Raw genomic sequence first — 24,541 nt, 5'->3', positions numbered from 1 at the left:
AAAGGCTCGTCCTCTACCACGTGGTAGAAGACGAGCCTTTTCCTTTAGCTCACTACCCTTCGCGCTCACTGTGGTCGTTGCTATCCGTGGAGCACGAGCCCTCCGTGAGCGCGAAGGGCGGGGGAGGGGCTAGGCGCTTGCCGACGCCGTTACCTCCCCATATTGCCTTTGCCTTACTGCGGCACGCACTGCGAGGACACGGTCTTGTCGTATTTCGAGTACTGCTGCAGAGCATCGTAGAATGCGTCCGAGTACTCGCCGGTGCGCTCTGGCATTGGGTGAACACCATCGGAATAGAGGATTGCGGGGTCGCTCTGAGCGTGTCCGCACCAGTCAGCGACGTATACATTGTCGTATTCTTTGGCTGCGTCGAGGACATCCTGCTGGGACTGGGACATCCATTCACGGTCACCATAGGGTACAGCCATGACAACGGTGCGGTCTTTGCCGATGATATCGAGAGCTTCCTTGATCTGATCCGGGAAGGCAGGGCCATTGGTACCGAACCCGAGGAAGACGGTATCGCGCAGCTTTCCGGAATCCTTGAGCTGCTGCAGAATCTGAATGCCTGCAGTGTAGTGGCGGGATACGTCTGCGTCGACGTAAATCTGCGGGAAGCGTTGTTTGAGGGCGCCGCTAGAAGCCAGCATCACTGAGTCACCGATGGCGGTAATGTCCTTGCCCTGCGGCATGGGGCGGGTCTTCGTATTCTTCGAGTCATCCTTGTCGGCGTCGCCCGCGACAGGCGGCTGCGGGGCAGCATCATTAGGTTGAGCCGGAGCATTGTTGCTGCTCTGGTTCTGCTGCTGAAGCTGCTCTAATTGCTGCTCCAACTCGGTCTTATCGCTGGAGTTAATTACGCCGTAGACTACCCCGGCCACCGAGGCGATGACGAGGAACGGGACTACCGGCCACATGGTTTTGCCAAATCCGTCGCGCAATTCGCTAAAACCTGGGCGGGACGACCAGTAGGTGTTCCATGTCTTCTTATAGCCGCCGCGGCGGAAAGGATTCTCAATGAACTGGTAGGAAATCTCGGACAGTAGCAGCGAAATAGGTACGGCCACCAGGCCCAGAATCCACGATTTATCGGAATTCTGGTTGCCCTCGAAAAGCGCCTTGAGCATCATGATGACCGGCCAATGCCAGAGATATAGCGAAAAGGACCGCTGACCAAACCAGCGCATGACCTTGGTCCTAAATAGCGGGGTCATAGGACCGTATTCGCGGACCACGCCCCACACCATAAGGACACCGAGCACGCTGGTGAGGAAGAGCCCACCGCGGTAGGTGAACTCCGCGTCATCCGGCATGAGGAATAGCTGCGCACCGTAGCCGATGAGAGCCAAAGTGCCGATGACTCCAGCGATGCGGGATTCAGCCTTGCCCGCCGCGGCCCAAGAATCGGCCTGTGGATTCGATTGGGTAGAAGTCATCAGGAGAGACAGCACGGCGCCAGTGAGCAGGCCAAAAGCGTGGGTGTCTGTGCCGTAGTAGACACGCGTCGGGTCCTCACCGGGCACGAAGATAAGCGCCATGGCCACGGCGGATCCGAGGGCTAAAAGCGTGGACACGAGGATAGGAAGTCGGCGCGGCTTATGGCGAGAAATGAGGAAAATGCCCGTGATAAGGAGCGGCCAAATTACATAGAACTGCTCTTCCACGGCCAGCGACCAATAGTGGGCAAAGACCTGAATCTCATTGTCCGCGAAGTAGGACTGGGAGGTCGCAATCTGTGTCCAGTTATTGACAAAGAACAAAGTGCCCAAGAACTGTTGGCGCAAGCCCACCGCTAAGTCCCCGCCGATCCATGCCACCAGTGCGGTGCACATGACGAGAACTGATACTGCGGCTGGGAGGATACGCCGGAATCGTCGCACCCAGAAGTCCTTCAAGCTAATCCTGCCGGAGGTACGGAATTCACGCACCAGCAACGAGGTGATGAGGAATCCGGAAAGGACGAAAAAGAGGTCAACGCCCAAGTAACCTCCGGGAAGGAGGGCAGGGAAGAAGTGATAGAGCACCACGGCAATGACCGCGAGGCCGCGCAGTCCGTCAAGCCCCTTGACCTGGCGGAGGCGGGCATGGCGCTTCTTCTTGACTACCTTGCTCTCCGGCGGTGTCGCCAGCGCCTCAGGGTCCTTGGTCTGTTTTTGAAGCGGATATTTGGACTTGCCTTCTGACTGCCCAGCCGGAGCCTTCTGAGGTGCAGGTTTATTCGCAGCCGCTGGTGCCTGCGTCGCCACAGCTTGGGCCTTTTTCTTATCGGACGCTGGTTGCTGTGACTGGGGCGACTGCGCGTTTTCGCGCTTCTTCTCTGCGGCGGTAGCGGCTACCGCACCCGACCCCGCGATGGCACCCTCAGCCGCGGACTTGCCTGCCTTGGCAGATGCTCCCTTAGAAGCAGCTTGGGGCTTTACCTGCTTCGGCTGAGGCTGTTCAGGCTGTTGCTTATCCTTTGACTTCTGGGCAGCGCGTGCTGGATTTTGCTGAGCCGGGGTGGGAGTGCCTACCTGTTGTGACTTTCGGGCCAATCCGCGGCTGATATCGTTTGGCTTTACCTGTGGACGCAGCTTTGTAGCCTTCTTGGCCTTGCCCTGTGGCATAGACTCCTTGGGCCGTGGCTGCTGTCCCTGCGGCTGCTGCTTGTGGAGGTTGGTTTGTGAAGGGCTGCCTTGCTGAGGCTTTGCTGGCGCTGCCTTCTCCTCCTTGGCGGCGGATTTATTCTGAGCCGGCTTAGTTTGCTTTTGGGGAGCGTTCGCTGCGCCCTTTGGGGTGTTTTCCTGTGGCTTTGGGGCAGTGGTGCCCTTCTTCGGCGCTGGGGCGTTCGATGATGCTGCTGGGGCAGACTTCTGCTGTGGTGCCGTAGGCGTGCGCGATGAACTTTTGCCTTGAGATGGCTGGGAACGATTAGAAGGCTGAGCCTTCTTCTTAGGTGATGATGGCTGTGGCTTGGACTGTTCCTTTGTCGGGTGTGTCTGTACGCGTTTCTGTGGGCCTGGCTTGTGCGTTTGCTGTTTACTTGGGGACGGTTTGGTGGTGGCAGGCTTGGGCTGTTGCGGATGGGATTTTTGTTGTGCGGCCGGTTTAGAAACCGTCTTTGCTTCAGTTGCGGACGAGCGCGGTGCCGCCGCTTTCTGGGAAGCCTTTTTTGCGCTAGGCGGAGTGGATGGCTTGGGAGGCTGCGCTGGCTTTTGCGTGGCAGGCCGAGCCTGCTGTGAGGGCCTTCCGGTCTCTTGCCGAGAAGGCTTTGCGGCAGGTTTAGGGGAAGCACCACGGGCAGAGTCGTCTTTTGAGGCGGCCTGGGTAGGCGGGGTACTAAAATTCGCACCGCGGCGTGGACGCTGAACCGGCTCATGTGCGTTGCGCTGTGGCTTCTTTTCCGGCGCGCGCGATTCTGCCTGCTTCTTTGTAGCTGCTTTAGGAGAAACCCCTGGCGCGTCTTGCTTGGCGCCGGCAGGCTTAGGCGCAGACTTTTGAGTGGCAGGCTTGGCCTTTGGCTCCTTGGCTGCAGGTGTCTGCGCGGACCGCTTAACCTGTTGCGGTTGAGCGGAATTGGTCTGAGAAGCGTGCGGTTTCGCGGTGCTGGGGCGGGGGGTGCCCTCAGCCGCGGGTTTGGCCTCGGGGGCCTTTGTAGGCTTCTCCTTGGCTTGGTCCTTGGACTTGCCTTGCGGCGTCGTGGGCTTTGCACCGGTGGTGGACTCGGTGTTGTCTGATTTTTGGGGCGCGGAGGCCTTGTTCTCAGAAGGGCGAGATGTACTGGTGGAGCCAGCTTTGGGCTTTACTGCCTGATAGACCGATGGGCGTGGTTCATCTGAACGCCCAGGTTTCTTCTTGCCCAGCAGTGAGCGCAAAATCTGCTTCACAAAAACTCCCAAAGCACTACGTATATTTTCTAAACGGACTATTTTAGCCTGCGTACGAGGTTTTCTCCCATGAGGGTGAAGTAAAGAAGCGGCACGCGGGCCGGAGACGAAAATTCGATTCTAGGACTCTTCGCTGTCAAAAAGCTGACGCAGGACTGTCATGACACCAAATTCGGTATTGGGTGGGGCTATGAGATCGGCGATTTCTTTCAATTTTGGGTGCGCATTTTCCATTGCGATAGCAGTGCCGGCCTCGCGGAGGAGCTCGTAGTCATTCAGGAAATCGCCGAAGGCGGCGGTGCGAGACATGGGAACCGCGAGGAGCTCGGCCATGGTGTGTAGCGCTTCGCCTTTATTGACGCCCGCGGCCATGACGTCGAGCCAGACGGCGCCGGAAATGGCGATATTGTGCTCCGGAACGGCCGCGAGGAGAGGCTGGTGGAGGTGCTTTTCGCTGCCGTCGGCGCAGTAAGCCGCGATTTTGATGATGTCCGCGTCGAGAAGGGCACCGAGGTCATCTACCCATTCCACTGACCTGTAGTACTTGGAAATTTCTGCGCGGGCCTGCTCATCGGCGCCCTTGTGGACAAAAGCGGTATCTGGGGTACACAGCACGACGGTATGCGCGGCGTCGACAGTGCGGAGAGCGGCAACGGCAGCGCGGACTGCCGCGGTGGGCAGGGTAGTAGCGCTAATGACCCGATTATCGTGCACGACGACGGAGCCATTTTCTGCAATGAAGGTATCTTCATGCGGAAACATTTCTTGCAGGGTGGCAAGCTGGCGGCCCGAGGCAGGGACAAGGGTGACGCCGAGCTGGCGGGCGCGGGTGCTGATCGCGGAAAAATCTGGTGGAAGTTGGCCGTTGCCGTCCAGTAGGGTGCCGTCCATATCCAGGGCGATGAGCTGTGGGAGCAAAATCCGAACCTATCTGTGAATCAATCAATGGTGGCTAAGGGGGTGAGCTGTGTGTCACACTAGGGGGTATGACCAACGCTTCACCCATCGTGTCCTCAATCCGTAACCATACCGGAGTGATTGAACTCAACCGTCCCAAGGCTCTCAATTCCCTCACCCCGGAGATGGTAGAACTCATCGCGGCGTCGCTAGCGCAGTGGCGTGAAAACGATGAGGTGGAGCAGGTGCTTTTTCTCTCGGCCAGCCCAAAGGCATATTGCGCCGGTGGTGACGTCCGCTATGCCCGCGAAAGGGTCCTGGAAGGAAAATTAGGCGAAGTCGACACGTTCTTTGCGGATGAATACACCTTAAACGGCGATATCGCGGAGTATCCCAAGCCAGTTATCGCGCTCATCGATGGCATCGCTATGGGAGGTGGCCTGGGTATCTCCGCCCATGGATCCCATCGAGTAGTTACGGATAAGACCTTTGCTTCTATGCCAGAGATGAATATCGGCTACGTCACCGACGTAGGCATGGCCTATGCCGCCCAGCGCGCGGTGGGAACGCGCGGAAAGGCCTCGCCCGAGCTAGCGAAGTTCTGGGGTATTACCGGGTATCGCATGTACGCCGCAGACCTCCTGTGGAGTGGGTTGGCCACTCACTACGTGGCAGACGCAGAGGCTTTTGCTCACGCGGTAATTGAGCAGGACATGGCCGCAGCGCTAACCCAGCACGCCACCGAACCCGCGGGTGAGCCCGCTTTGATTGAGCTTATTGATTCCATCGAAGACGCCTTCTCCCACGAGACCTGGCAGGATATCACCGCGGCCTTGGATAGTCACCCAGAGCTCAAGCAGCTGGTAGGGGAGCTGACTGCGCAGGCCTGCCCCACCTCTATCGTCGCAGCCATGGAGCTATTCCGCGCCGAGCAGGAGTGCAGCAGCGTGCGGGAGGCGCTGGACATGGAAACCAATCTGGGCGCCTTTATGTATCGGCGGGCGGACTTCGCCGAGGGAGTGCGTGCGGTTTTGGTAGACAAAACCAACGATGCAGCGTTTGAGCCAGCTGCGCTTGACGACGTCGACGTGGACGCCATCCGCAGCGCCCTACACGTCCACCCCGCGAAATGACGCGTAGGCGGCGCGGGCACGATCTGCATCGAGCCAATCGGGAGGGCTAACTTCTAACGTTGCCGCTGTGGCGGTGGGCGTAGGCTTGGGCAAGTGCAGCTCCGGCGCATCGAGGAGGACGAGGCCCACGCGGCCGTCGGAAAGCGTAGTGCCAGCCAGCGTCCAGATGCCAAGGATAGGCAAAGCCAGGTGGGGCAGTTGTTGCCTGCGCGCCAGCTGGAGCGGAAGGTGTGGGCGAACCAACTCGGGGACGACCTCGTTCATGCCAAAGCGTGCCAAACTGCCTGCCCACCGGGCGGCCGCAGAGTCCTTAAGCGAAGGATCGGCCCAAGCCCAGGTGAATTCCTCAGCGGATATGGTGGCTATAAGCACCGCCTTCGCCGCAAACTGCCCACCGCGATAGGACACGGTAGCGGTGGCCTTGTCTACATCGAGGTCAATTGTGGCGGCGGGGAAACGGCCCTGGAAATAGAGTTGGTTCTCCACACCGAGATAAAAGGCATCCTCGAGGATGCTGGTGGCGCTAAAACCCGGGGTGATGCTGGAAATCTTGTGCACGCCGTGGTCGGCTGGTTCGAAACACACCGTGGTGCCATCGGAAAAATGCACGTACGGCTCTTCCTCGGTGGAGTCCATGTCCAAGTAACGAGCAAGGGTGAGGGTAGGGGCCTTTTCATCCTCGTCCGCTCTGCTGTGCCGCAGGCCGTGCAGCAGGGCCTGGCGAAACTCCAGGCGAGGGTGAAAATCTACCGCAACGATAGCCACGTGCTCACCCTGCTGGGCCCGAAGTATCGGCATATTGCCCACGATGAGGGAAGCTAAAGCAATCATGCTTTCAGGGTCTCTCGTCATCGAGATACTCTGTGGCAAATCAGCACAATTCTCGGTGGCCGTGGTGGTCCAGTGCCAGGTGTCGGCAGAAATGACGGCTAGCCGCACGCCACGGAAATCAGAAACCTGCTGCGTGGAACTTATCCTCGCCTCCACTAGCTGATCGGTGACAAAATCGCCTTTACCATCCGTGGAGGGGCCGAGGAAATTAAATTCCACGTCGGTCGCCTTCCCAATGCGGTCTTGAAATGCGGCATTAACGCCCGCCTGAATGAAGCGGGCGTTATGCGCGGTGCTCGATATAGGGGCTTTCTTATCCATAACTACTGCCGAGCATACGGATTAAAGCGCCCATTAGGCTAGCTAGTCGATGGCGCGCACGGCAGCAAAGGCCGTGCGTACTATCTCATGCTTGGCGTGAGCACTCAGTGATTCTTCGGCCTGGGAGCGGCGGTGGATTTCTTTCATGCTCACCGCGGCGGCGCCCGCACAGGCCTGGAGGATGACCGCGACCTCAAAGCGCGATTTATCCGGAACGCGTTGGTGGAAAGCTTCCAAAACCTGCTCGGATACGACCTGGAATTGTTGGCGCTCTTCGGTGGTATGGCTCAAGTTTTCTAAAGCCTCGCCGATAGTGAAAAGAGAGGTGATGGAATGCAACTCTTTTCCTTCATTTTCGGTGGCATCGAGCGTTACCTGTTCGAAGAATTCAGAAATGGATGAGTTAGGAAAGACGGTGGGCACTTCCTTAGAAAACTCGGCAAGCACATTGGTGCCAAAGGACAACAGCGGATCAGAAACCGAGGAGAAGTAGTTATGGAAGGTGCGCGGGGAAACCCCGACGGCGGCAGTGATGCCTGAAACCGTGGCAGCTTCAGCGCCACCCTCGAGGACGAGGCGCGCTGCCGCATCGGCCATGGCCTGACGAGTAGCTCGCTTCTTTTCTTCGCGCAGACTAGTCACGGTGTGTTTCGCCTACCTTTTCTCGTTGGGTGCGCAAGAGCTCCTCGCGCTCTGAGTGCAAAGCCTCTCCCTCAATATCCATGTTTGGGGTGATCTTATCCAACCAACGCGGGAACCACCATGCCTTCTTATCCAGCACGAACATGGTGGCTGGGATGATCATCATGCGGACCACGAAGGCGTCGATAAGCACGCCAGCAGCCAGGGCAAAGCCCATGGTCTTAATAAACGGCTCGTCCATCAAAATGAAGGCGGCGAAGACCGAAATCATAATCAGGGCCGCAGCGGTTACCACGCGGGCGCCGTGCTTAAAGCCATTGGAGGTAGCGTTGCCAGCCGTTTTGCCATTGACAAATCCCTCGCGCATGCGGGTGACCAAGAAAACCTGATAGTCCATGGCCAGGCCGAAGGTAAGGCCGATGAGCATGATGGGCAGGAAGGAAAGAAGCGGCTGCGGGTCATCGACGATGCCGAACATACCCTCCTGCCAAATGGCTACGGTGATGCCGAAGGTCGCGGCCATCGACAAAGCGAAGCCGGCTGCGGCGATAAGCGGTACCCAGATGGAGCGGAAGACCAGCATCAAGACGATGAAGGCCAAGCCCAGCACGATGGCTACATAAGGAATGAGCACGTTATTGAGGCGCTCAGAAATGTCATCGAAGATGGGGGTGATGCCGGTGATGCCATAAGAGCCGCCGGTCTTTTCAAACTCACCCTGGTAATCGCGCAGGTGGTTGAGGGTCTCGGTGGTTTCTTCATCGGTGGCGCCAGTGGTTGGCGTGATCATGATCTGTGCAGCATCACCGTTGTCAGTGGTCTGCACGATCTGGGCGTTTTCTACACCCGAAGTGCTATTGAATTCCTGCAGCAGGTTTTGGAACGCCGGCATGCGATCCTGTTCGGACACGTTAGCTACGTCAACGAAGGCGATCATTGGCGCATTGCGGCCTGGGCCAAAGGCATCTGCCGTAATCTCATAGGCCTCGCGCTGCGGGGTACCCGGCTTCGCGGTGCCATCGGTGGGCATGGCCAAGCGCAGCTGGGCGAATGGTACAGCCAGGATGCCCAGCAAGACGACGCCGGCGATAAGATGCAGCCACGGATGGGCGCGCACACGGCGCACCCAACGCAGACCCATGGTGGGCTTTTCGTCCTCTGGGTCCGGCACCTTGGGGCCGGGGACGCGGCCGGCAAAAATCTTGGTGCCCAAAAGTCCCAGCAGGGCAGGGATAAAGGTATTGGCAACGAGCACTGCGATGATGACCGTTGCTGCCGCGGCGATCGCCATGGTGCCCAGGAACGGAATGCCGATGATGGTCAGAGCGGCCAAGGCAATGACCACGGTGGTGCCGGCGAAGACGACGGAACCGCCCGCGGTACCCAGCGCCATGCCCATGGCGTGAGCACGGGTGGCCTTATCCATCTTCTTGAGCTCTGCGGCTAGTTCCTTAGGCGAAAGATCATTGAGGCCAGAGGAGGTAATGAGCTCATTGCGGAAACGGTTAACAATAAATAGTGCGTAATCGATGCCGACCGCCAAGCCGATCATGGAGGCCAAGGTCGGGGTCATATCGGAAATGGTATCCGTGAATACGGTGGAAACCTGCACGCCAAGGATGCCGATGCCCACACCGATGATGGCGGAAATAAGCGGCATGCCGGCGGCGACGAAGGAACCGAAGGTAATCAGCAGCACGATTGCGGCAACGATAAGGCCGATAATTTCGGCGCTGCCACCCATCTCTTGACCAGCGGAGTTAAAAGCATTGCCCTGGTACTTGACCGTGAGCTCGCCCTCGTCGTACTTGTTCAACACATCCGTTACCGCAGTCATATCCTCTTCCGGGATGTCCATGACATTGTCGGAGTTGAAGGTAATAGTGACGGTACCGGTAGTTTTATCCTCGCTGAGAGGGGAGAGCTGTTGCAGGTTCTTCTTCACCTGCTCCTCCGGCATGTGCTGGGCCTTCATTTTTTCGCCCATTTGCTTTTCCATGCCAGCGGCGGCCATAACCGGGCTGACCAGCTTGTCTTGGTCCTTGAGCGCACCGGTGTCCTTGAGGTCACCGAGGAGGTTATCCACCTCGCCGGCCACCTGCTTATCGGTGAGGTCTTTGCCCTCCGGTGCTTGGATAACCACTGTGCCCTCGGGAGCGCTCATGGCATCGGTGTCTTGGCCAAAGCGTTCCATCATCTTGTCTTGGGTGGTGGTCGAATCCATCTCCGGCATGGAGAAGTTGGGGTTCGGCGACTTGGCAAAGCCGGCGGTTAGGCCCACCATGGCCACCAAGACGATAAGCCAAAAGGCCAGGAAGGGCCATACCTTGCGGTATGACCAACTTCCTAGTCGGTAGAGAAATTTAGACATATGCGTGCTTTCTAGTCGAGTGAACGGGCAATGTTATGCGCGCGGATAAGCGCGGATATGCGATCCGCGAGCAAAGATTGCATTTCATAAGAAACATTGCACAGTCTATGCAAAATTACTGAGTGTACGCAAAGGTACGTGTGGTGCATCATAAATTGACGCTCTCGAGAGATAAAACATTCAATCTCTGCAGCGTCGGAGATTTCGGCGTGGAGCGGTAGACTATCCGGCATGCTCCATGCCGTTAGTTTCGCCCTTTTGGATTCCGTTAATGCCTTGCTTATTGGCATCCTTGTGGCCATCGGCATCATCTTGCCCCGCGGTAAGTACCGGCGCATCGCCGCATTGGTGGTGGTAGGAGATTGGGTCGGGGTGCTCGTTGCAGCGGCCGTGGTCATGTTTTTGCTGCTTGGGGTAAAAGATCAAATTGAGGCCATTTTGAGCTCGCCCATTGCCGGCTGGGTGCTGGTCGCAGTTGGCATCGCCGTGGCTATCGGCTCGTGGCGCTCCAAAGGGAAACCCAACGCCTTGGTCAACCGGCTACTAGAGCCGCTCCGCACGCCGTCGCTGATTACGGCACTCATCGGCTTTGTGATGGGTGTGGTGCAATCACTGACCTCGGTGCCTTTTTATTACGGGCTCATGCACTTGGCCACAGAAGATATCTCTCCAGCAGCACAATATGGAGGCCTAGTGTGGTATGCCAGCCTAGCTCTATCCTTGCCTACCATCTGCGGCCTATTTATCGCTGTGGTGCGCGCACATCCCGATTCGGCGGCGGGCAGGCTTTTTGCCGCTGCCCGTGCCAATAGCACCCAAGTGGCGCTCTTTGGTGGTTACCTCGTGGCGATCTTTCTTATCCTCATGGGCGTATTGTCGCTCTAATCAAAGAGGACTTCATCCAGGCTTAATGCCTCATTAGATTGGCGCTGGGCGCACTCCACGTAGCGCGCCGCATGTGGGATGAAAGCTTCCGACTCCTCTGGGCTGAGTTCGCGGCGGACCTTGGCCGGCACGCCGACGGCGAGGCTGCGCGGCGGGATTTCTGTGCCCTCCAGTACCACGGCACCGGCGGCGATAAGCGAGCCCGCACCTATAGTGCAGCGCGAAAGTAGCGAGGAGGACATCCCAACTAAAGAACCTACCTCCACGTGTGCGGCGTGGACCATTGCCATGTGCCCCACCGTGACATCATCTTCCAGTACGCAGGGGGTATCTTCTTCCACGTGGAAGACACAGTTGTCCTGAATATTGCACCGCGCACCGATCCGAATTTCCCCAACATCACCGCGCAGCACGCTGCCATAAAACACGGAGGATTCCGGGCCGATTTCAACGTCTCCAATGATGGTGGCATTAGGGGCAATCCACGCGCTGCGATGGATGCGTGGCTTCTTTCCAGCAAAGGGCAACAGGAGCATGTGCGGATTCCTTTCAAAAGTTATTCGACTACTAAAGCCAAGGCGGGGGAGAGCTCATATTCGCCGGGGCGGGGAAGGTGGTCTAAGAGGGCGTCGGCAAGCGCGGGCGTAAGCGGAATAACCCAGCCGCGCCGGGGATCCTTGATGGGCAGGGCATCCTTCTTCGCAGCCGGGAAATGAACCGTTGCGGTGGGAGAAACCAGGGTGGCCGACTCGCGGGAGCGGGCTATCTCGCGCAGAACCTCCGCGCCGGGCTGATTGGTGACCACTATGATCAATGAGCCGGCGGTGTGGATTTCCAGCCTTTCCACCTGGGCAGTGGGGGCAGTGGAATCGGGGTGCGCTAAGCGCGGGGACTGCGTGCCGGTGAGCCGAGCAAGTGCATCTTTTAATCCCATAAGCCTCTAGCCTAGTGAGCGCGCACGGTAACGGTGTGGCCGCGCTCTAGATCGAAGTAGGTGCGTTGTCCCGTGGCGGCAACGTGCTCGCGAGCGAGAGATTCGTCTTGGGTAACCGACGTAGCAAAAAATACTAAAGGGCCGCCTGGGTGGCGCCAGGTACTGAAATAGCGTGCGCCCTCTCGCCTGGCTCGTGCGAGGGCTGTGCGTATCGCGTCCGGAGTGGGCTCATCTGCTTTCAGTAGCGCCGTTGCGGTAGGGGCGTAGGCAAACCCGGTGCGGGGTTGCTGGCCGGTTTCGATATCGAAGGTGCCTTCCTCGTCCGCGAGTAATTGCCGGAAAATGCGCTTCATTGGGTCCAGCGTAGTATGGGGCATCATGATTGACGCTAAGAACACCGCACTCGTTATCGAAGGCGGCGGCATGCGCAATTCCTATACCGCCGCCTGCATGGTTAAGCTCATCGAAGAAGGCGTGGACTTTGGTTGGGTAGGCGGTGTTTCAGCCGGGGCATCCCACACCGTTAATTATTTATCGCGCGATGCTCGGCGTGCGGAAGAGTCGTTTACGGACTTTGCCAAGAATCCTAGTTTTGGCGGTGTGGGGTCGCTGGTGCGTGGAACGGGCTATTTTAATGCGGAATATATCTACGAGCGCGCCGCGGATAAGGACCTGCCTTTTGATTGGACGGCTTACCGCGAGCACCCGGCCGATATGGTGCTGGCGGCAGCGCGGGCGGATACCGGCGAGTCCGTTTATTGGACTCGCGAGGATGTCCACACCCCAGAGGATCTTTTTGTGCGGGTGCGAGCCTCTTCCACGCTCCCGCTGATTATGCCGATGCGTTTTATTGACGGCGCTCCCTATGTCGACGGCGCTTTAGGCTCTTCCGGCGGCATTACCATCGCGCAAGCGGAGGAGGCCGGCTACGAGAAGTTCCTTTTCATCGGTACTAAGCCGCGTGGGTATGTACGTCCTGAGGTGGCGCGCCCGGCCTTAATCCGCCGCATCTTCCGCAGGTACCCCGCTATTGCCGACGCCCTGATAGCCCGCCCCGCTATCTACAATGCCGCCAAGGACCGCCTTGTGGAATTGGAACGCCAAGGCAAGGCCCAGCTATTTTTTCCGGAGGACATGCAGGTCGTCTCTACCGAGCGCAATGTGCACAAGCTGAGCGCGAATTATCAGGCGGGCAAAGCCCAGACCTATACGGAGTGGCCGCGGTGGAAGGAATTCCTCCTCGACTAGTTCACTTTGGATAGTTGCTGTGAGATGTACCGCTGCTGGGGGTGGTCGGTCGACGGTGAAACTGGTCTAAGCAGTAGCGATGCCGAGTGCAGGCTTTGAAGAAAGTGTCTTTCACGTGGCACTTTGCTGGAAAATGCCTAAACTATTCCAGCGTGTTAGCAATTTTTGATGGAAATATATGGCTGAGCATCTTTTTCATAGTGCTGCTCGGCACGTTATTTGGCATGATTCCTTTCGGGCCGCTGCGCTTTGGCGCGGCCGGCACGCTTTTTGTGGGTTTGGCCCTCGGCTCGTTTATTGACCTGGACAAAGACATCCTAAGCTCCCTGCAAGAGCTGGGCTTGGGACTCTTTATTTATATGCAGGGGCTCTCCGCTGGTGAGCGCTTCTTCAAGGGCTTTTCCAAGCAGATGAAGCACATGCTCACGGCGGCCATTGCGATTGTGGTGGCTGCGGGCGCAGCCCTCCTCTTTGGTGGCATGCTGGGGCTGGATACCTTGGCTTCCGTTGGTGTATTTGCCGGCGCCACGACCTCGACGCCGTCGCTGGCAGTTGCCCAGCAACAAACCGGTGAAGAGCTACCCGCCGTGGGCTACTCGCTGGGCTATCCCGTGGGCGTGGCGGTGGCCATTTTGGTCGTGGCATTCCTGCTCAAGCAGAATTGGCCCGCCAAGCACGATAAGGACAATTCTGCCTCCAAGATCTTCCGTTCCCGCACCATTCGCGTTACCAAAGACGTGAACTACGATGATTTGGAAGAACAGTTCAAGGATCACTTTGTTATCGCTACCATTCGCCGCGGTAATAAGGTCCGGGTTGCCGGCGATCGCCCCGAATTGCACAAGGGCGATATCCTGCGCGTGATGGTCACCAAGGCTAAGGCCCGTGAGCTCACCCAAATGCTGGGCAAGCGCCAGCCGCAGACTCCGTTCGTGGATAAGCGCCTGGTCATCGAAACCGTGGCGGTATCTAACCAGGATATTGCCGGTCGCACCGTAGAGGAGTTGAACCTGTTTTCTCGCTATGGCGGCCGCATCGTGCGCGTACAGCGTGGCGACGAGGAGTTCCTAGCCAATAATGAAACCCACTTGGCCTCTGGCGATACGCTGGAGCTCATCGTGAAGTTTGACCGTTTGGGCGATATCCGGGATTACTTCGGTGACTCCGTTAAGTCCTACTCCGAGTTGAACTGGGTGGCACTAGGCGGCGGTCTTTTCTTGGGCTACCTGCTCGGCCAGGTCGTAGTACCGATGCCGGGAGGCGCTTCCTTCGAACTGGGCTTTGCACTCGGACCGCTGATTACCGGCCTGATCCTCGGCGCGCTGCACCGCACCCGCCGCATCCCGTGGCAGGTTCCGGCCTCCATTAATACCGCCTTCCAGCAGTGGGGCCTCGTCATCTTCTTGGCATCCGTGGGCCTATCTTCTGGTGAGGCATTCCTGTCCACCGCATTCTCCTGGATGGGGCTGAAGTGCATGATCCTTGCTGCCATTGTTACCTCGGTGGCTGCTGTGTTTTTCGCCGTGGCGAATCGCTTCATGGGGCAATCTGAAACTCGCACCGTCGGCGGACTCTCCGGCATTTTTGCCCAGCCAGCCGTAGTCAATTACGCCACGGGGCTTAGCTCCGACTCACGTATTATGATCGGCTACGCCGCCACGATTGTGGTGGCACAGGTGGTCAAAATCGCCGTTGTCCCAGTGATGTTGATGCTTTAACCGGGCAACCGAACAAGGCCGCTTCCCAAGAATGGGAAGCGGCCTTTTGCTTGTCTTGTAGAGAAAAGAAAGCAGTGCTGCTTTAATCCGCCACCAGCGTTTCCATGGTCAGCTCTGGGTGTTCTTTCTCAATGAAGGCGAGCTTCCACTTGTCACCAAAGAGCGCGATGAGCTCGCCGTCTTGGCGGGTGAAAATTTCCACGCCACGCTGACGGCCAAGCTCTGGGGCGGATTCGGCATCGGTGCGGCGAGCTACGGAATAGGGGATAGGCTCGGTGACGGTTTCCACGTTGTATTCGAACTCCATGCGGGCCTGCATAACCTCGAACTGCATGGGGCCGACCGCCGCCATGACCGGCGAGGCATCGCCACGGGCTTCGTTCTTGAGAATCTGAACCACGCCCTCGGCTGCTAGCTGATCCAGGCCCTTGCGGAAGGCCTTGTACTTGCCCAGCGACTTCGCGCGCAGAATCTGGAAAGCCTCCGGGGCGAATTGTGGCATCGGCTTGAACTGGACCTTTTTGCCGGAATAGATGGTGTCACCAGGGGCGAGTGAGCCGGCGTTGACCAGACCCACGATATCGCCGGGATAGGCGGTGTCCACGGTATCGCGTGTGCGGCCGAAGACGGTCAGGGCATACTTGGTGGAAAAGCTGCGGCCAGACTGGGCGTGGTGCACCTGCATGCCGCGCTCAAACTCGCCGGAGACCACGCGCATGAAGGCCAAATTATCGCGGTGCTTTTGGTCCATGCCTGCCTGAACCTTAAAGACGACGCCGGAGAAATCATCGCTTACTTCGCGGACCTCATCGATAGCACTGGTGGCAGCCTCAACCGCTTTAGGATCAGATTCGCGCGAGTGCGGGGCCGGGGCAATGGCACACAGCGTATCCAGGATTTGGTGCACACCAAAGTTCAGCATCGCAGAGGCAAAAATGAGTGGGGAAGTCACGCATTGCTCAAAAAGCTCCTGATCATGCAGGGCACCATCGGCGGCGAGGAGCTCGGCCTCTTCGACCGCGGTTTCCCATACATCTGCTTCCTTCTCACCGGCGGCATCCGGATCGAAGTGCTCTTCTGGAGCAATGGTGGAACCGCCAGCGGTGCGGATAAAATGGATATACTCATCGGCCTCGCCGTCGTCATTGATATGCGCCAGACCGCGGAAATCACCGGCTATGCCCACCGGCCAGTACAGCGGAGTGGGCTGCAGCTGGATTTCGTTGACGATCTCATCGACGAGCTCCAAGGGCTCGCGGCCTACACGGTCCCACTTATTGATCACGGTGACGATGGGCAAGCCGCGGGCCTTGCAGACGCGGAAGAGCTTGAGGGTCTGGGGCTCGAGGCCCTTGGCGGCGTCGATAAGCATGACTGCCGCATCTACCGCGGTGAGCACGCGGTAGGTGTCTTCCGAAAAGTCCGCGTGGCCTGGGGTATCAACCAGGTTGATCATGTAGGGCTCGCCCTCGTGTCCCTCGGGCGCATACTCGAACTGCAGCGCTGAGGAAGCCACGGAAATACCGCGGTCCTTCTCCATGTCCATCCAGTCAGACACGGTGGACTTGCGGTTGCCCTTGCCGTGGACCGCGCCGGCCTCGTTAATAACGTGTGCGTGTAGCGCCAGCGCCTCCGTCAGCGTGGACTTACCAGCATCCGGGTGGGCGATGACGGCAAACGTGCGGCGGCGCGAGGCCTCAGAAACGACAGAACTCATGCGGCATAGTCTAGTGGGTTTGCGCTACCACTCCACATTGAGGCGGCGCCCCAAATCATCAAAGACGCGGCGGGCTACCGATAGCTTCTTCGCAATGGGACGCTGCAGGCCGGGTTTGCGCTTGTCGTTGTAGTATTCGCCGGATTCGAAGTGGATGCCTTCCGTGCCGGTCAGGTAGTAAGCGAGGTTATCGCCGCCTTCGGCAGGCTTGCCAAAGGTTTTGCCGATCAGTCCGGAATATATTTTGGACATCATGCCAGTCGAGGACTTGGAGAAGTCCGTGGCCAGCACGCCCGGGTGGAAAGAGACTGCATTAAGCCCGTGGGCATCGAAATAGCGGGTAAGCAGGATATCCCCCAACTTCGCGTTGCCATAAGCACGCTCGGGGCTAAAGCGCTCCACAGTATCGGGATAGTTTGGCTCAAAGTAGGACATGAGAAAATTGGCCAGCGAAGCGGTCTGGACCACGTTGGCAGAATCTGCGCGCAGCTTCTCGCGCAGCAAAGAGGTCAACAGGAAAGGCGCAACCACGTTGACCTGCCAGGTGCGCTCAAATCCATCAGCAGTGGTGGAGGGGCCATCGAAAATGCCGCCAGCATTATTGCCTAGCGCATGGATATGCTCCAGCTCGCTCAACTCTCCAGCCAGGCGGCGCACCTGCCCCAAAGACTCGAAATCGGCAAGGAAGTACTGGCCGCCCACTTCCTGTGCCACCGCGCGAGTCTTTTCCGGGTTGCGGCCAATAATAACCAGGTTGTCTTGCGGGCGGGTGCGGTGCAACTGGCGTGCGGCCGCGGCGCCCAGCCCGCCCGATGCGCCCGTAATCACAATCGTCTTGGCAGTGCTATGTGGCGAAGTCATAGCCCCAATCTTAACTTCGCGGCGGGGGTGGTGCCTGCTAGCAGTTTCCTTGCACCCCAAGCAGGTCTATACTTCCGCTCGTGAAACATCTGCTTTCCATACGGCAGTGGGGACCGGCGCGCTTAACCGCCGCCGGCTTTCTTTTGCTCATTTTGCTGGGAACGGTTTTGCTCATGCTACCGTTCGCCGAGGCCGGCACCGCCCGCGCTTCTTTTCTGTCTGCGCTTTTTACCGCTACGTCTGCGGTATCGCTAACCGGACTTATCGTGGTGGATACCGGTAGTTTTTGGAGCCCGGCCGGCCAAGTGATCATCTTGGCACTCATCCAACTGGGTGGCTTGGGCATCATGTCCCTGGCCTCGCTATCCGGCCTGCTTTTTACCGGCCGGATTAGCTTCAAAGCACGCAAAACGGGCGCCTATGAGGGGCGCCCCATTGCTCCTGGCGGAATTCGCAAGACGCTGATTTTTACCTTTGCCTTTACCGCCGTGGCAGAGATCATCATCGCTCTCATCGTGGCTGCGCGGTTGATGATTGGCTATGGTCATTCCTTTCCGCGCGCGGTATGGGAAGGCATCTTTCACGCCATTTCTGCATTCAATAACGCGGGATTTAGCACCAACAGCGATAACCTAGTGCCCTTTGTTGCAGATGCCTGGATTCTGCTGCCCTTAGCCGCCGCACTGATCGGTGGCGGCTTGGGATTTCCGGTATGGGCGGAGCTGGTGCGCCTCGTGCGCCGCAACCGTTACGTGGTCCACCGCATCTCCATTACCGCGCGCATGACTCTGGTTGCTACGACCGTGCTCTTGGTAGCGGGTGCGGTCTTTTTCGCCTGCATGGAATGGACCGGACTGTTGTCGTCCATGTCGCTGGGAGAAAAATTGCTCAACTCTTTCTTTGCCAGTGCATCTCCGCGCACGGCCGGCTTTAATGCCATCGATTACGGGCAGGCTCACCCCATTACCCTGATGGGCACCGATATTTTGATGTTCATCGGCGGCGGGTCTGCCGGTACCGCCGGCGGCATCAAGGTCACCACCGCGTGCGTGCTCTTGGCGGCGATGGCGGCTGAGTTCACTGGGCGCGAAACCACGACCATCGGGCACCGCAGCCTTCCGCGCTCGGTAACCCGCCAGGCCCTGGCTTTGAGCTTTGCCGGAGTCATGGTGGTCACACTCGGCGTGGCGGCCCTGCGCTTTTTTGATCCGGAATTCAGTGGTGACCAAGTCTCTTTCGAAGTACTCTCCGCATTCGCTACGGTGGGTTTGTCCACCGGAATTACCGCCAGCCTATCTGCACCCTCGCAGATAGTGCTGTGCCTCATCATGTACCTGGGCCGTGTTGGCCCAACCACCTTGGTAGCGGCGCTGGCGGCAAAAACCGTAAGTCGGCGTTTTAGCTATCCCGAAGAAAGGCCGTTCCTTGGCTAATATTCTCAAGGCGCTGGGCCGCACCCGCGCCGGCATCGATATTCCACCCGTCGTCGTCATCGGCTTGGGACGCTTTGGCTCCTCGCTAGCCCATGAGTTGATGGCCAATGGCGTTGAGGTCCTTGGCATCGACTCCAGCGAAAAGCGCGTGCGCGAGGAAGCGCCTTACCTCACTGAGACCATTGCAGCAGATACTACTGACCCGGAAGCCTTACGTCAGCTGGGCGTGGAGGAAGTCGAGCGCGTCATCGTTGCTATCGGCTCCCACCTAGAAGACTCCATTCTTACCGCATCTAACCTGGTGGAGCTGGGGGTGAAAGATATCTGGGCCAAGGCAGATTCAGAGGCGCATGCGCGCATTTTGAGCCAGATTGGCACCCACCACGTCATCCGGCCAGAGCGAGATACGGGCCGCCGCGTGGCCTACCTTTTGGGCGGGCGTTTCCGGGATTTTGCGGAGATTGCCACCGACTATGGCGTGACCCAAATGGCCGTTCCTAGCTCATTGGTGGGCCGACCGCTCGACCTTTCCGCCATCTGGCGCACCCACCGCGTGCAATTGGTTTCGGTGCGTTGTGCGGAAGGGCAGTGGGCCCCGCTTGCCGACGCCACCGAACTTGCCCCCACCGATTTCATCGTCGCCGCCGGCAGCCCGCAGGCCCTAGAGAAATTCTCCCAGTGTTAACGCGAGTGAATCTGGTTTTGGGCCTTGCCTAGCCCCTCGGTGACGATGAGTCGGGCGGATTCGGCCGCGGTAGCAATGGCGGTGTCGAATCCCGTGCCGGCATCAACTGGGCCAAGCACGTAGTCCGGAATCGACGAGCCCTTGGGCGGCCGCGCAATGCCAATTCGTACACGCAAGTAGTCGCGCGTGCCTAAGCGCTCGGTGAGGGACTTGAGTCCGTTGTGCCCGTTTTCATTGCCACCCTGCTTGAGACGGATTTTATTGGCCGGCAGATCGAGCTCATCGTGGAGGACAATCACATGGTCTGGAGCGATTCCTAATTGCTGCGCTAGCGGTGCTACAGGATCCCCCGACAGGTTCATAAAGGTGCCCGAACGCACGGCAAGTACTTTATGGCCCTCCCAATTAAGCGGAGCTGCCTGGACATCCATCCCGCGCACCGGTTCGAGGACATCTCCACCGGCTGCGAGGAGATCATCGATGGCCATATAGCCCACATTGTGGCGGGTAGCGGCATATTTCGCGCCGGGGTTGCCCAAGCCCACGACAAGCCATTCCGCCTCAAGCTCGGACGGTGTGAGTCCTAGTTGCGGCTTATCCTTCGAGCCAAAGATCCGCGCGAAAAAATCTCCTAAATCTGCCACTGCGCTAGCTTCCTCTCTCGGTAGGGTGGGGTGGTATGAGTCAGGTTATTAGCTCCCTTTCCCGTAGCGTAATTCCCGCGCCCATGGCCGGCGGTCCCACCACCCCGGAACTAGTGCACGCAGCCTATGCGGCTGGGTCTTTCGGCACCCTAGGTTTGGGCTCTGCCAGCATCGACTCTGCTCGCACACAGATAGAACAGTGCGCCGGAATTCCGTTCGGGGTGAACCTCTTTTGCCCTCAAGATCCACTTACCGAGCCGTACTTGGCAGCTGCACGCGAGCTGGCTCAAGCAGAAAACCAGTCGCTACCCGAGCCCGACTATGCCTTTGGCTATGAAGAAAAGCTGGAGCTAGCCCTGCGCGGCGGCGCCCGGGTGGTGTGGTCCATGTTTGGAACCTTTAACGCTGGTCACCTAGAGCAAATTCATGCCGCAGGAGCAGAGGCATGGACCACCGTTACCACCCCTGCGGAGGCAATTGCGGCCGCACGTGGCGGCGTTGACGTGCTGTGCGTCCAAGGTCCGGCCGCTGGTGGACACCGCGGAACCTGGGAGCTTTCCGCAACCCCGGATTCCCGGGGCTTAGAAGAGCTAGTAGCCGATGTGCGCGCCGCTTCTCCAGAACTTCCCCTTATCGCAGCCGGTGGCCTGCGCACCGCGGCTGATGTAGCCAACGCTATGTCCTGGAGCGGAGTTGCCGCCTGCTCTTGCGGGTCCGCCTTTTTGCTCGCTGCCGAGGCTGGCACGAGCGACTATAACCGGCAGCTTCTTCGCCGTGGTGGGAAAACCGTTTCCACCCGTGCATTCTCAGGCCGCTTCGCCCGCGGTTTGGAGACCGAGTACACCCGGAGACACCCTGACTTGCCCCCGGTCTACCCACTTTTGAATCCGGTCCTAAAGAAACGCCGTGCGCAGCACGATGATGCCGTATCCTACTGCCTCGTAGGTACAGAGGTAGGCAAAATAAACGGGGGTACTGTGGCCGACATCCTTAACCGACTATGCCAAAACCCACACTAGTAGGCGCTAATATTTAGGTTTGAAGATTTAATGCCACCCCCGTGACAGAAAAGGAATGAATTTCGTGACTGCGAACGCACATGTTGGCCATGATGATTGGAACGAGCGCCTCGAGCTGGCGCAGCAGATGATTCCACTCATCCACCAGCTGCACCGCAACAATAACGTTGTCACCACCATCTTCGGCCGCCCGCTGGTGGGCCAGACGGATATCGACATCATCAAGTCCCACCGCTACGGCCGCCGCATTGCGCAGCGCCACCTGTCCACGGCGGAGACCCTGCCAATCCTGGTGGAATTGGCGGACATGAACCTAGGCGCCGCCAGCGTTGACCTGGGCCGCTTGGTACTGGGCTGGGAGGAGTCCAACGAGGAAAACCTCCGCATGTACCTGGAAGGCGAGCTATGCGAGATCGTCGGTGCAGGCGTGGATTTGGAAACCACCGACGTCGTCCTCTATGGCTTTGGTCGCATCGGCCGACTGCTTGCCCGCCTGCTCGTCGCCCGCGAGGCAGCCTATGGTGGAGTCCGCCTGCGCGGCATCGTCCTGCGCAAGAAGGGCGATGGGGACATCCTCAAGCGCGCCTCCTTGCTGCGCCGCGATTCCGTCCACGGCGCCTTCAACGGCACCATCTCCGTGGATGAGGAAAATGAGGTCATCTGGGCCAATGGCACCAAGATCCAGATGATCTACGCTAACGATCCGTCCGAGATTGACTACACCTCTTATGGCATCAACAACGCCATCTTGGTAGATAACACCGGCGCGTGGCGCGACCGCGAGGGCTTGTCTCAGCACCTCAAGGCCAAGGGTATCTCTCGTGTGCTTTTGACTGCACCGGGCAAGGGCGATATCAAGAACATCGTCTACGGCATCAATAACGAAAAGATTACCGATGAGGACCAGATCCTCTCCGCCGCGTCCTGCACCACCAACGGCATCACCCCAGTACTCAAGGTCATCAATGACCGCTACGGCGTAACCCACGGCCACGTGGAAACGGCGCACTCGTTTACCAATGACCAGAACCTCATCGATAACTACCACAAGGGTGATCGCCGTGGCCGCGCCGCGGGCCTGAACATGGTGCTTACCGCCACCGGTGCAGCTAAGGCTGTGTCTAAGGCCCTGCCGGAGTTCGAAGGCAAGCTCACCGGCAACGCCATCCGCGTTCCTACCCCGGACGTGTCTATGGCCGTGCTTAACCTTGAACTGGAAAAGGAAGTAGACCGCGAAGAGGTCAACGACTTCCTGCGCAACGTTTCGCTGCACTCTGACTTGCGTCAGCAGATTTCCTATATCGCCTCCCCAGAGGTTGTTTCCTCTGACTTCATCGGCAATACCCACGCTGGCATTGTCGACGGTGTTGCCACCATCGCCTCCGGCAAGCACCTCGTGCTTTATGTGTGGTACGACAACGAGTTCGGTTACTCCAACCAGGTAGTACGCATCGTAGAAGAGCTGGCGGGTACCCGCCCGGTTGTTCTGCCGAAGCGCGTTTCTCCTGCTGAGCTTTAAGGCTCAATGATTTTAAGCCCGCGGTTATCCGCGGGCTTAAGTCGTTTTCCAGGGCTTAGGGCTAAACGTTTGTGATTCAGCGTGTTGGTGGGGTTAGATTTGGTTTTCTTGGATGCTGATTGAATGGTTGGGGCACCCCAGCCGGTGTAGCTGGGGCCCGACCCCGGAAAGTAGACACGTCGGGGGTTAGCTATGCTGCTTGGGGCACTTCATCTTTACTTGCTGACGCTGATGCTCTCGACGGCATTCAGCTTTATGCCCTCTCGGATGCAATCGAGTCGTATCGTGATGCGGTCATAGAACAGGAGAATGCTGCCTTTACACCCTCGCGGGGCGAAGACTAATGGCCAAAAGCTCTGGTTCGCGTGGGCAGCGGGTGGGCTATATCCGGGTTTCCACAGTGGAGCAAAATAATCAGCGCCAGAAAGAACTACTCAATGCTTCCGGCAGGATTGACCGGTTCTTTGAGGATAAGATTTCCGGCCGCACTAAAACTGCACGCCCTGGACTGAGGGAGTGCATGACCTATGTGCGCGACGGTGACGAGCTCGTCGTGTCGTCGATTGACCGCCTCGCCCGTTCGCTGACAGATCTGCGCGGGATTGTTGATGAACTTACCGGCAAAGGTGTGACTGTTACTTTCCTGCATGAGAATCTTATCTTTGCGAAAGGCACCACGGACCCGCGTGCAGATTTAATGCTCGGCATTCTCGGTAGCTTCGCGGAGTTTGAGCGGGCCATTATCCGCGAGCGCCAGGCGGAGGGGATTGCGTTGGCGAAAAAGGCCGGCAAGTTCAAAGGCCGCAAACCTGCTCTAAGCCCAGAGCAGGTGGCGGAGATTAAGCGGCGCGTATTGGCGGGGGAGTCGAAAGCAGCCTTGGCGCGGGAATTCGGAGTCACTCGCCCTACGGTGTATCGGGCGTTGAAAAACGCCTAGGGCGGTGCAGCCGTATCGGTAAATCTGCGCACCTGTCAGTCCCGCCATACGGCAGAAAATACGCTAAAACACCCTCTTGGCACATGCCCGATATGTAGGGAAGTTATTCCGCACAGATTGTTCTCCTGTTATGAAACCTTCGCGATACAGATCGGCCACTCATCCAGTTTGTATTTCATATCACGCATATGAGCATTCCCTTCGTTAATTAGAGAAGGTACTTTTAGGATAAGTAATTTTCTACGAGTGGGAGACTCTATCATGCGGAAATACTGGACCAAAAACGCACTAGGCAAGACAATGGCTGCTCTACTTCTAATGGCTAATTTGTCTTAACCAGCTGCCAATGCATCTACCTCTGCCCCTACAGAAGATTTCGGGGTAATCCCAGGAACAGTGGAAAGCTATGACTCTACAGCGGAGGAAATCTTGTCAGAAGCTGCCGCTTCGAAGAACTTCGACACTTCTGTCGACTCGGAATTATCTTTCTTTGGAAATAAAGGCCCTTACACTATCGTGTCGCAGTGGACGGATAAGAATGGAAAGCTGGTTTACCTTCGGGAGAAGGCTCGGGCGAAAAACCAGAACAAACACGGTCTATCCATTCGTGCTTCACAAGCTTCAACAAAATATGCGCCAAAAAATTAAGCGCTCCGGCGACCGCTATGAATATCGCCTGCCCATGGATCATATTTCCTGCTCAGGTTGGGGACCTTTTAAGAAGTGCCGGAAAGTTGAAACCACAGACATATTAACGGTGGTTGGTTTCAACAAGATAAGGGACGGCAAACCTTACGGAGTTGTGAAGTGCCCCGGGTTTTGTTCCTAGGCATTTGCCTTGATTTCTATTATTGCTTGCGGCGGGTGCTGGTCCCAAAAT

21 protein-coding genes are annotated in these 24,541 nt (G+C 58.0%); 10 read left to right on the top strand and 11 right to left on the bottom strand.

Features of this window, described 5'->3' with window-relative positions; all coding sequences use genetic code 11:
* Window positions 1-173: 173 nt before the first annotated feature.
* Together WMQ00_RS09785 and WMQ00_RS09780 are read right to left on the bottom strand one after the other, a co-directional pair.
* Window positions 174-3,866, bottom strand: a complete 3,693-nt coding sequence (locus WMQ00_RS09785) for an acyltransferase family protein (RefSeq protein WP_200287914.1) — start codon at window positions 3,864-3,866, stop codon at window positions 174-176.
* 120 nt (window positions 3,867-3,986) lie between these two features.
* Complete coding sequence (locus WMQ00_RS09780; protein ID WP_023021945.1) at window positions 3,987-4,784, bottom strand: Cof-type HAD-IIB family hydrolase; 798 nt, start codon at window positions 4,782-4,784, stop codon at window positions 3,987-3,989.
* Window positions 4,785-4,852: 68 nt separating this feature from the next.
* On the opposite strand from WMQ00_RS09780, the gene WMQ00_RS09775 reads away from it, so the two are divergent.
* Window positions 4,853-5,896, top strand: coding sequence for a 3-hydroxyisobutyryl-CoA hydrolase (locus tag WMQ00_RS09775; protein ID WP_340440990.1), 1,044 nt, complete (start codon window positions 4,853-4,855; stop codon window positions 5,894-5,896).
* Here the strand turns inward: WMQ00_RS09775 and WMQ00_RS09770 are convergent.
* From WMQ00_RS09770 to WMQ00_RS09760, 3 genes are read right to left on the bottom strand one after another with little or no spacing between them, the layout of a single operon-like run.
* Window positions 5,873-7,048, bottom strand: coding sequence for a DUF6882 domain-containing protein (locus WMQ00_RS09770; protein ID WP_239207992.1), 1,176 nt, complete (start codon window positions 7,046-7,048; stop codon window positions 5,873-5,875). The two genes, WMQ00_RS09775 and WMQ00_RS09770, sit on opposite strands and share 24 nt — an antisense overlap.
* Before the next feature lie 42 nt (window positions 7,049-7,090).
* Window positions 7,091-7,690, bottom strand: coding sequence for a TetR/AcrR family transcriptional regulator (locus WMQ00_RS09765; RefSeq protein WP_340440989.1), 600 nt, complete (start codon window positions 7,688-7,690; stop codon window positions 7,091-7,093).
* On the bottom strand, window positions 7,683-10,061 hold the full coding sequence (locus WMQ00_RS09760) for an MMPL family transporter (RefSeq protein WP_239207994.1): 2,379 nt from the start codon (window positions 10,059-10,061) through the stop codon (window positions 7,683-7,685). Before WMQ00_RS09760 ends, WMQ00_RS09765 begins: the two co-directional genes overlap by 8 nt.
* A 231-nt stretch (window positions 10,062-10,292) precedes the next feature.
* Here WMQ00_RS09760 and WMQ00_RS09755 point away from each other — a divergent pair, with 231 nt between their 5' ends.
* Window positions 10,293-10,946, top strand: coding sequence for a hypothetical protein (locus WMQ00_RS09755; RefSeq protein WP_200287906.1), 654 nt, complete (start codon window positions 10,293-10,295; stop codon window positions 10,944-10,946).
* Here WMQ00_RS09755 and WMQ00_RS09750 read toward each other — a convergent pair.
* Genes WMQ00_RS09750 through WMQ00_RS09740 form a run of 3 tightly spaced genes read right to left on the bottom strand, consistent with a single transcriptional unit; the run spans window position 10,943 to window position 12,233 of the window.
* Complete coding sequence (locus WMQ00_RS09750) at window positions 10,943-11,482, bottom strand: gamma carbonic anhydrase family protein (protein WP_200287904.1); 540 nt, start codon at window positions 11,480-11,482, stop codon at window positions 10,943-10,945. The genes WMQ00_RS09755 and WMQ00_RS09750 overlap by 4 nt on opposite strands.
* A gap of 20 nt (window positions 11,483-11,502) precedes the next feature.
* Window positions 11,503-11,880 (bottom strand): hypothetical protein, encoded by a 378-nt coding sequence (locus tag WMQ00_RS09745; RefSeq protein ID WP_200287902.1) that lies wholly within the window; start codon window positions 11,878-11,880, stop codon window positions 11,503-11,505.
* An 11-nt stretch (window positions 11,881-11,891) separates the two neighbouring features.
* A complete protein-coding gene (locus WMQ00_RS09740; protein ID WP_234288113.1) occupies window positions 11,892-12,233 on the bottom strand; it encodes a hypothetical protein in 342 nt (113 codons plus the stop codon).
* A 25-nt stretch (window positions 12,234-12,258) separates the two neighbouring features.
* Here WMQ00_RS09740 and WMQ00_RS09735 point away from each other — a divergent pair, with 25 nt between their 5' ends.
* Window positions 12,259-13,128, top strand: a complete 870-nt coding sequence (locus tag WMQ00_RS09735) for a patatin-like phospholipase family protein (protein WP_259824449.1) — start codon at window positions 12,259-12,261, stop codon at window positions 13,126-13,128.
* Between the two features lie 152 nt (window positions 13,129-13,280).
* The gene (locus WMQ00_RS09730; protein WP_259824448.1) at window positions 13,281-14,846 is read left to right on the top strand and encodes an aspartate-alanine antiporter-like transporter; all 1,566 of its coding nucleotides are present in this window, start codon (window positions 13,281-13,283) and stop codon (window positions 14,844-14,846) included.
* Between the two features lie 82 nt (window positions 14,847-14,928).
* On the opposite strand, the gene WMQ00_RS09725 is transcribed toward WMQ00_RS09730, so the two are convergent.
* Window positions 14,929-16,563: a peptide chain release factor 3 gene (locus WMQ00_RS09725; protein ID WP_239207997.1), complete on the bottom strand. Its 1,635-nt coding sequence runs from the start codon at window positions 16,561-16,563 to the stop codon at window positions 14,929-14,931.
* Between the two features lie 24 nt (window positions 16,564-16,587).
* Entirely contained in the window at window positions 16,588-17,424 is an 837-nt protein-coding gene (locus WMQ00_RS09720) for an SDR family NAD(P)-dependent oxidoreductase (RefSeq protein ID WP_239207998.1), read from the bottom strand.
* An 80-nt stretch (window positions 17,425-17,504) separates the two neighbouring features.
* On the opposite strand from WMQ00_RS09720, the gene WMQ00_RS09715 reads away from it, so the two are divergent.
* Both WMQ00_RS09715 and WMQ00_RS09710 read left to right on the top strand, forming a co-directional pair.
* Window positions 17,505-18,857, top strand: coding sequence for a TrkH family potassium uptake protein (locus WMQ00_RS09715; RefSeq protein WP_023021932.1), 1,353 nt, complete (start codon window positions 17,505-17,507; stop codon window positions 18,855-18,857).
* Window positions 18,850-19,542, top strand: a complete 693-nt coding sequence (locus WMQ00_RS09710) for a potassium channel family protein (protein WP_023021931.1) — start codon at window positions 18,850-18,852, stop codon at window positions 19,540-19,542. Before WMQ00_RS09715 ends, WMQ00_RS09710 begins: the two co-directional genes overlap by 8 nt.
* Here WMQ00_RS09710 and pth read toward each other — a convergent pair.
* Entirely contained in the window at window positions 19,539-20,186 is a 648-nt protein-coding gene (gene pth, locus WMQ00_RS09705) for an aminoacyl-tRNA hydrolase (RefSeq protein ID WP_340440988.1), read from the bottom strand. The two genes, WMQ00_RS09710 and pth, sit on opposite strands and share 4 nt — an antisense overlap.
* A gap of 35 nt (window positions 20,187-20,221) precedes the next feature.
* On the opposite strand from pth, the gene WMQ00_RS09700 reads away from it, so the two are divergent.
* From WMQ00_RS09700 to WMQ00_RS09685, 4 genes are all read left to right on the top strand, one after another.
* Window positions 20,222-21,205, top strand: a complete 984-nt coding sequence (locus tag WMQ00_RS09700; protein WP_248099084.1) for a nitronate monooxygenase — start codon at window positions 20,222-20,224, stop codon at window positions 21,203-21,205.
* A gap of 64 nt (window positions 21,206-21,269) precedes the next feature.
* The gene (locus WMQ00_RS09695; protein WP_023021928.1) at window positions 21,270-22,724 is read left to right on the top strand and encodes a glyceraldehyde-3-phosphate dehydrogenase; all 1,455 of its coding nucleotides are present in this window, start codon (window positions 21,270-21,272) and stop codon (window positions 22,722-22,724) included.
* A gap of 343 nt (window positions 22,725-23,067) precedes the next feature.
* The gene (locus tag WMQ00_RS09690; protein WP_284799022.1) at window positions 23,068-23,661 is read left to right on the top strand and encodes a recombinase family protein; all 594 of its coding nucleotides are present in this window, start codon (window positions 23,068-23,070) and stop codon (window positions 23,659-23,661) included.
* A gap of 396 nt (window positions 23,662-24,057) precedes the next feature.
* Window positions 24,058-24,309 (top strand): hypothetical protein, encoded by a 252-nt coding sequence (locus tag WMQ00_RS09685; protein ID WP_340440987.1) that lies wholly within the window; start codon window positions 24,058-24,060, stop codon window positions 24,307-24,309.
* The last annotated feature ends 232 nt before the right edge of the window (window positions 24,310-24,541 follow it).

The organism is Corynebacterium sp. KPL2825, assembly GCF_037908445.1.
Classification (GTDB): Bacteria; Actinomycetota; Actinomycetes; order Mycobacteriales; family Mycobacteriaceae; genus Corynebacterium; species Corynebacterium kefirresidentii.
This window is presented reverse-complemented; position numbering and strand designations above follow the sequence as displayed.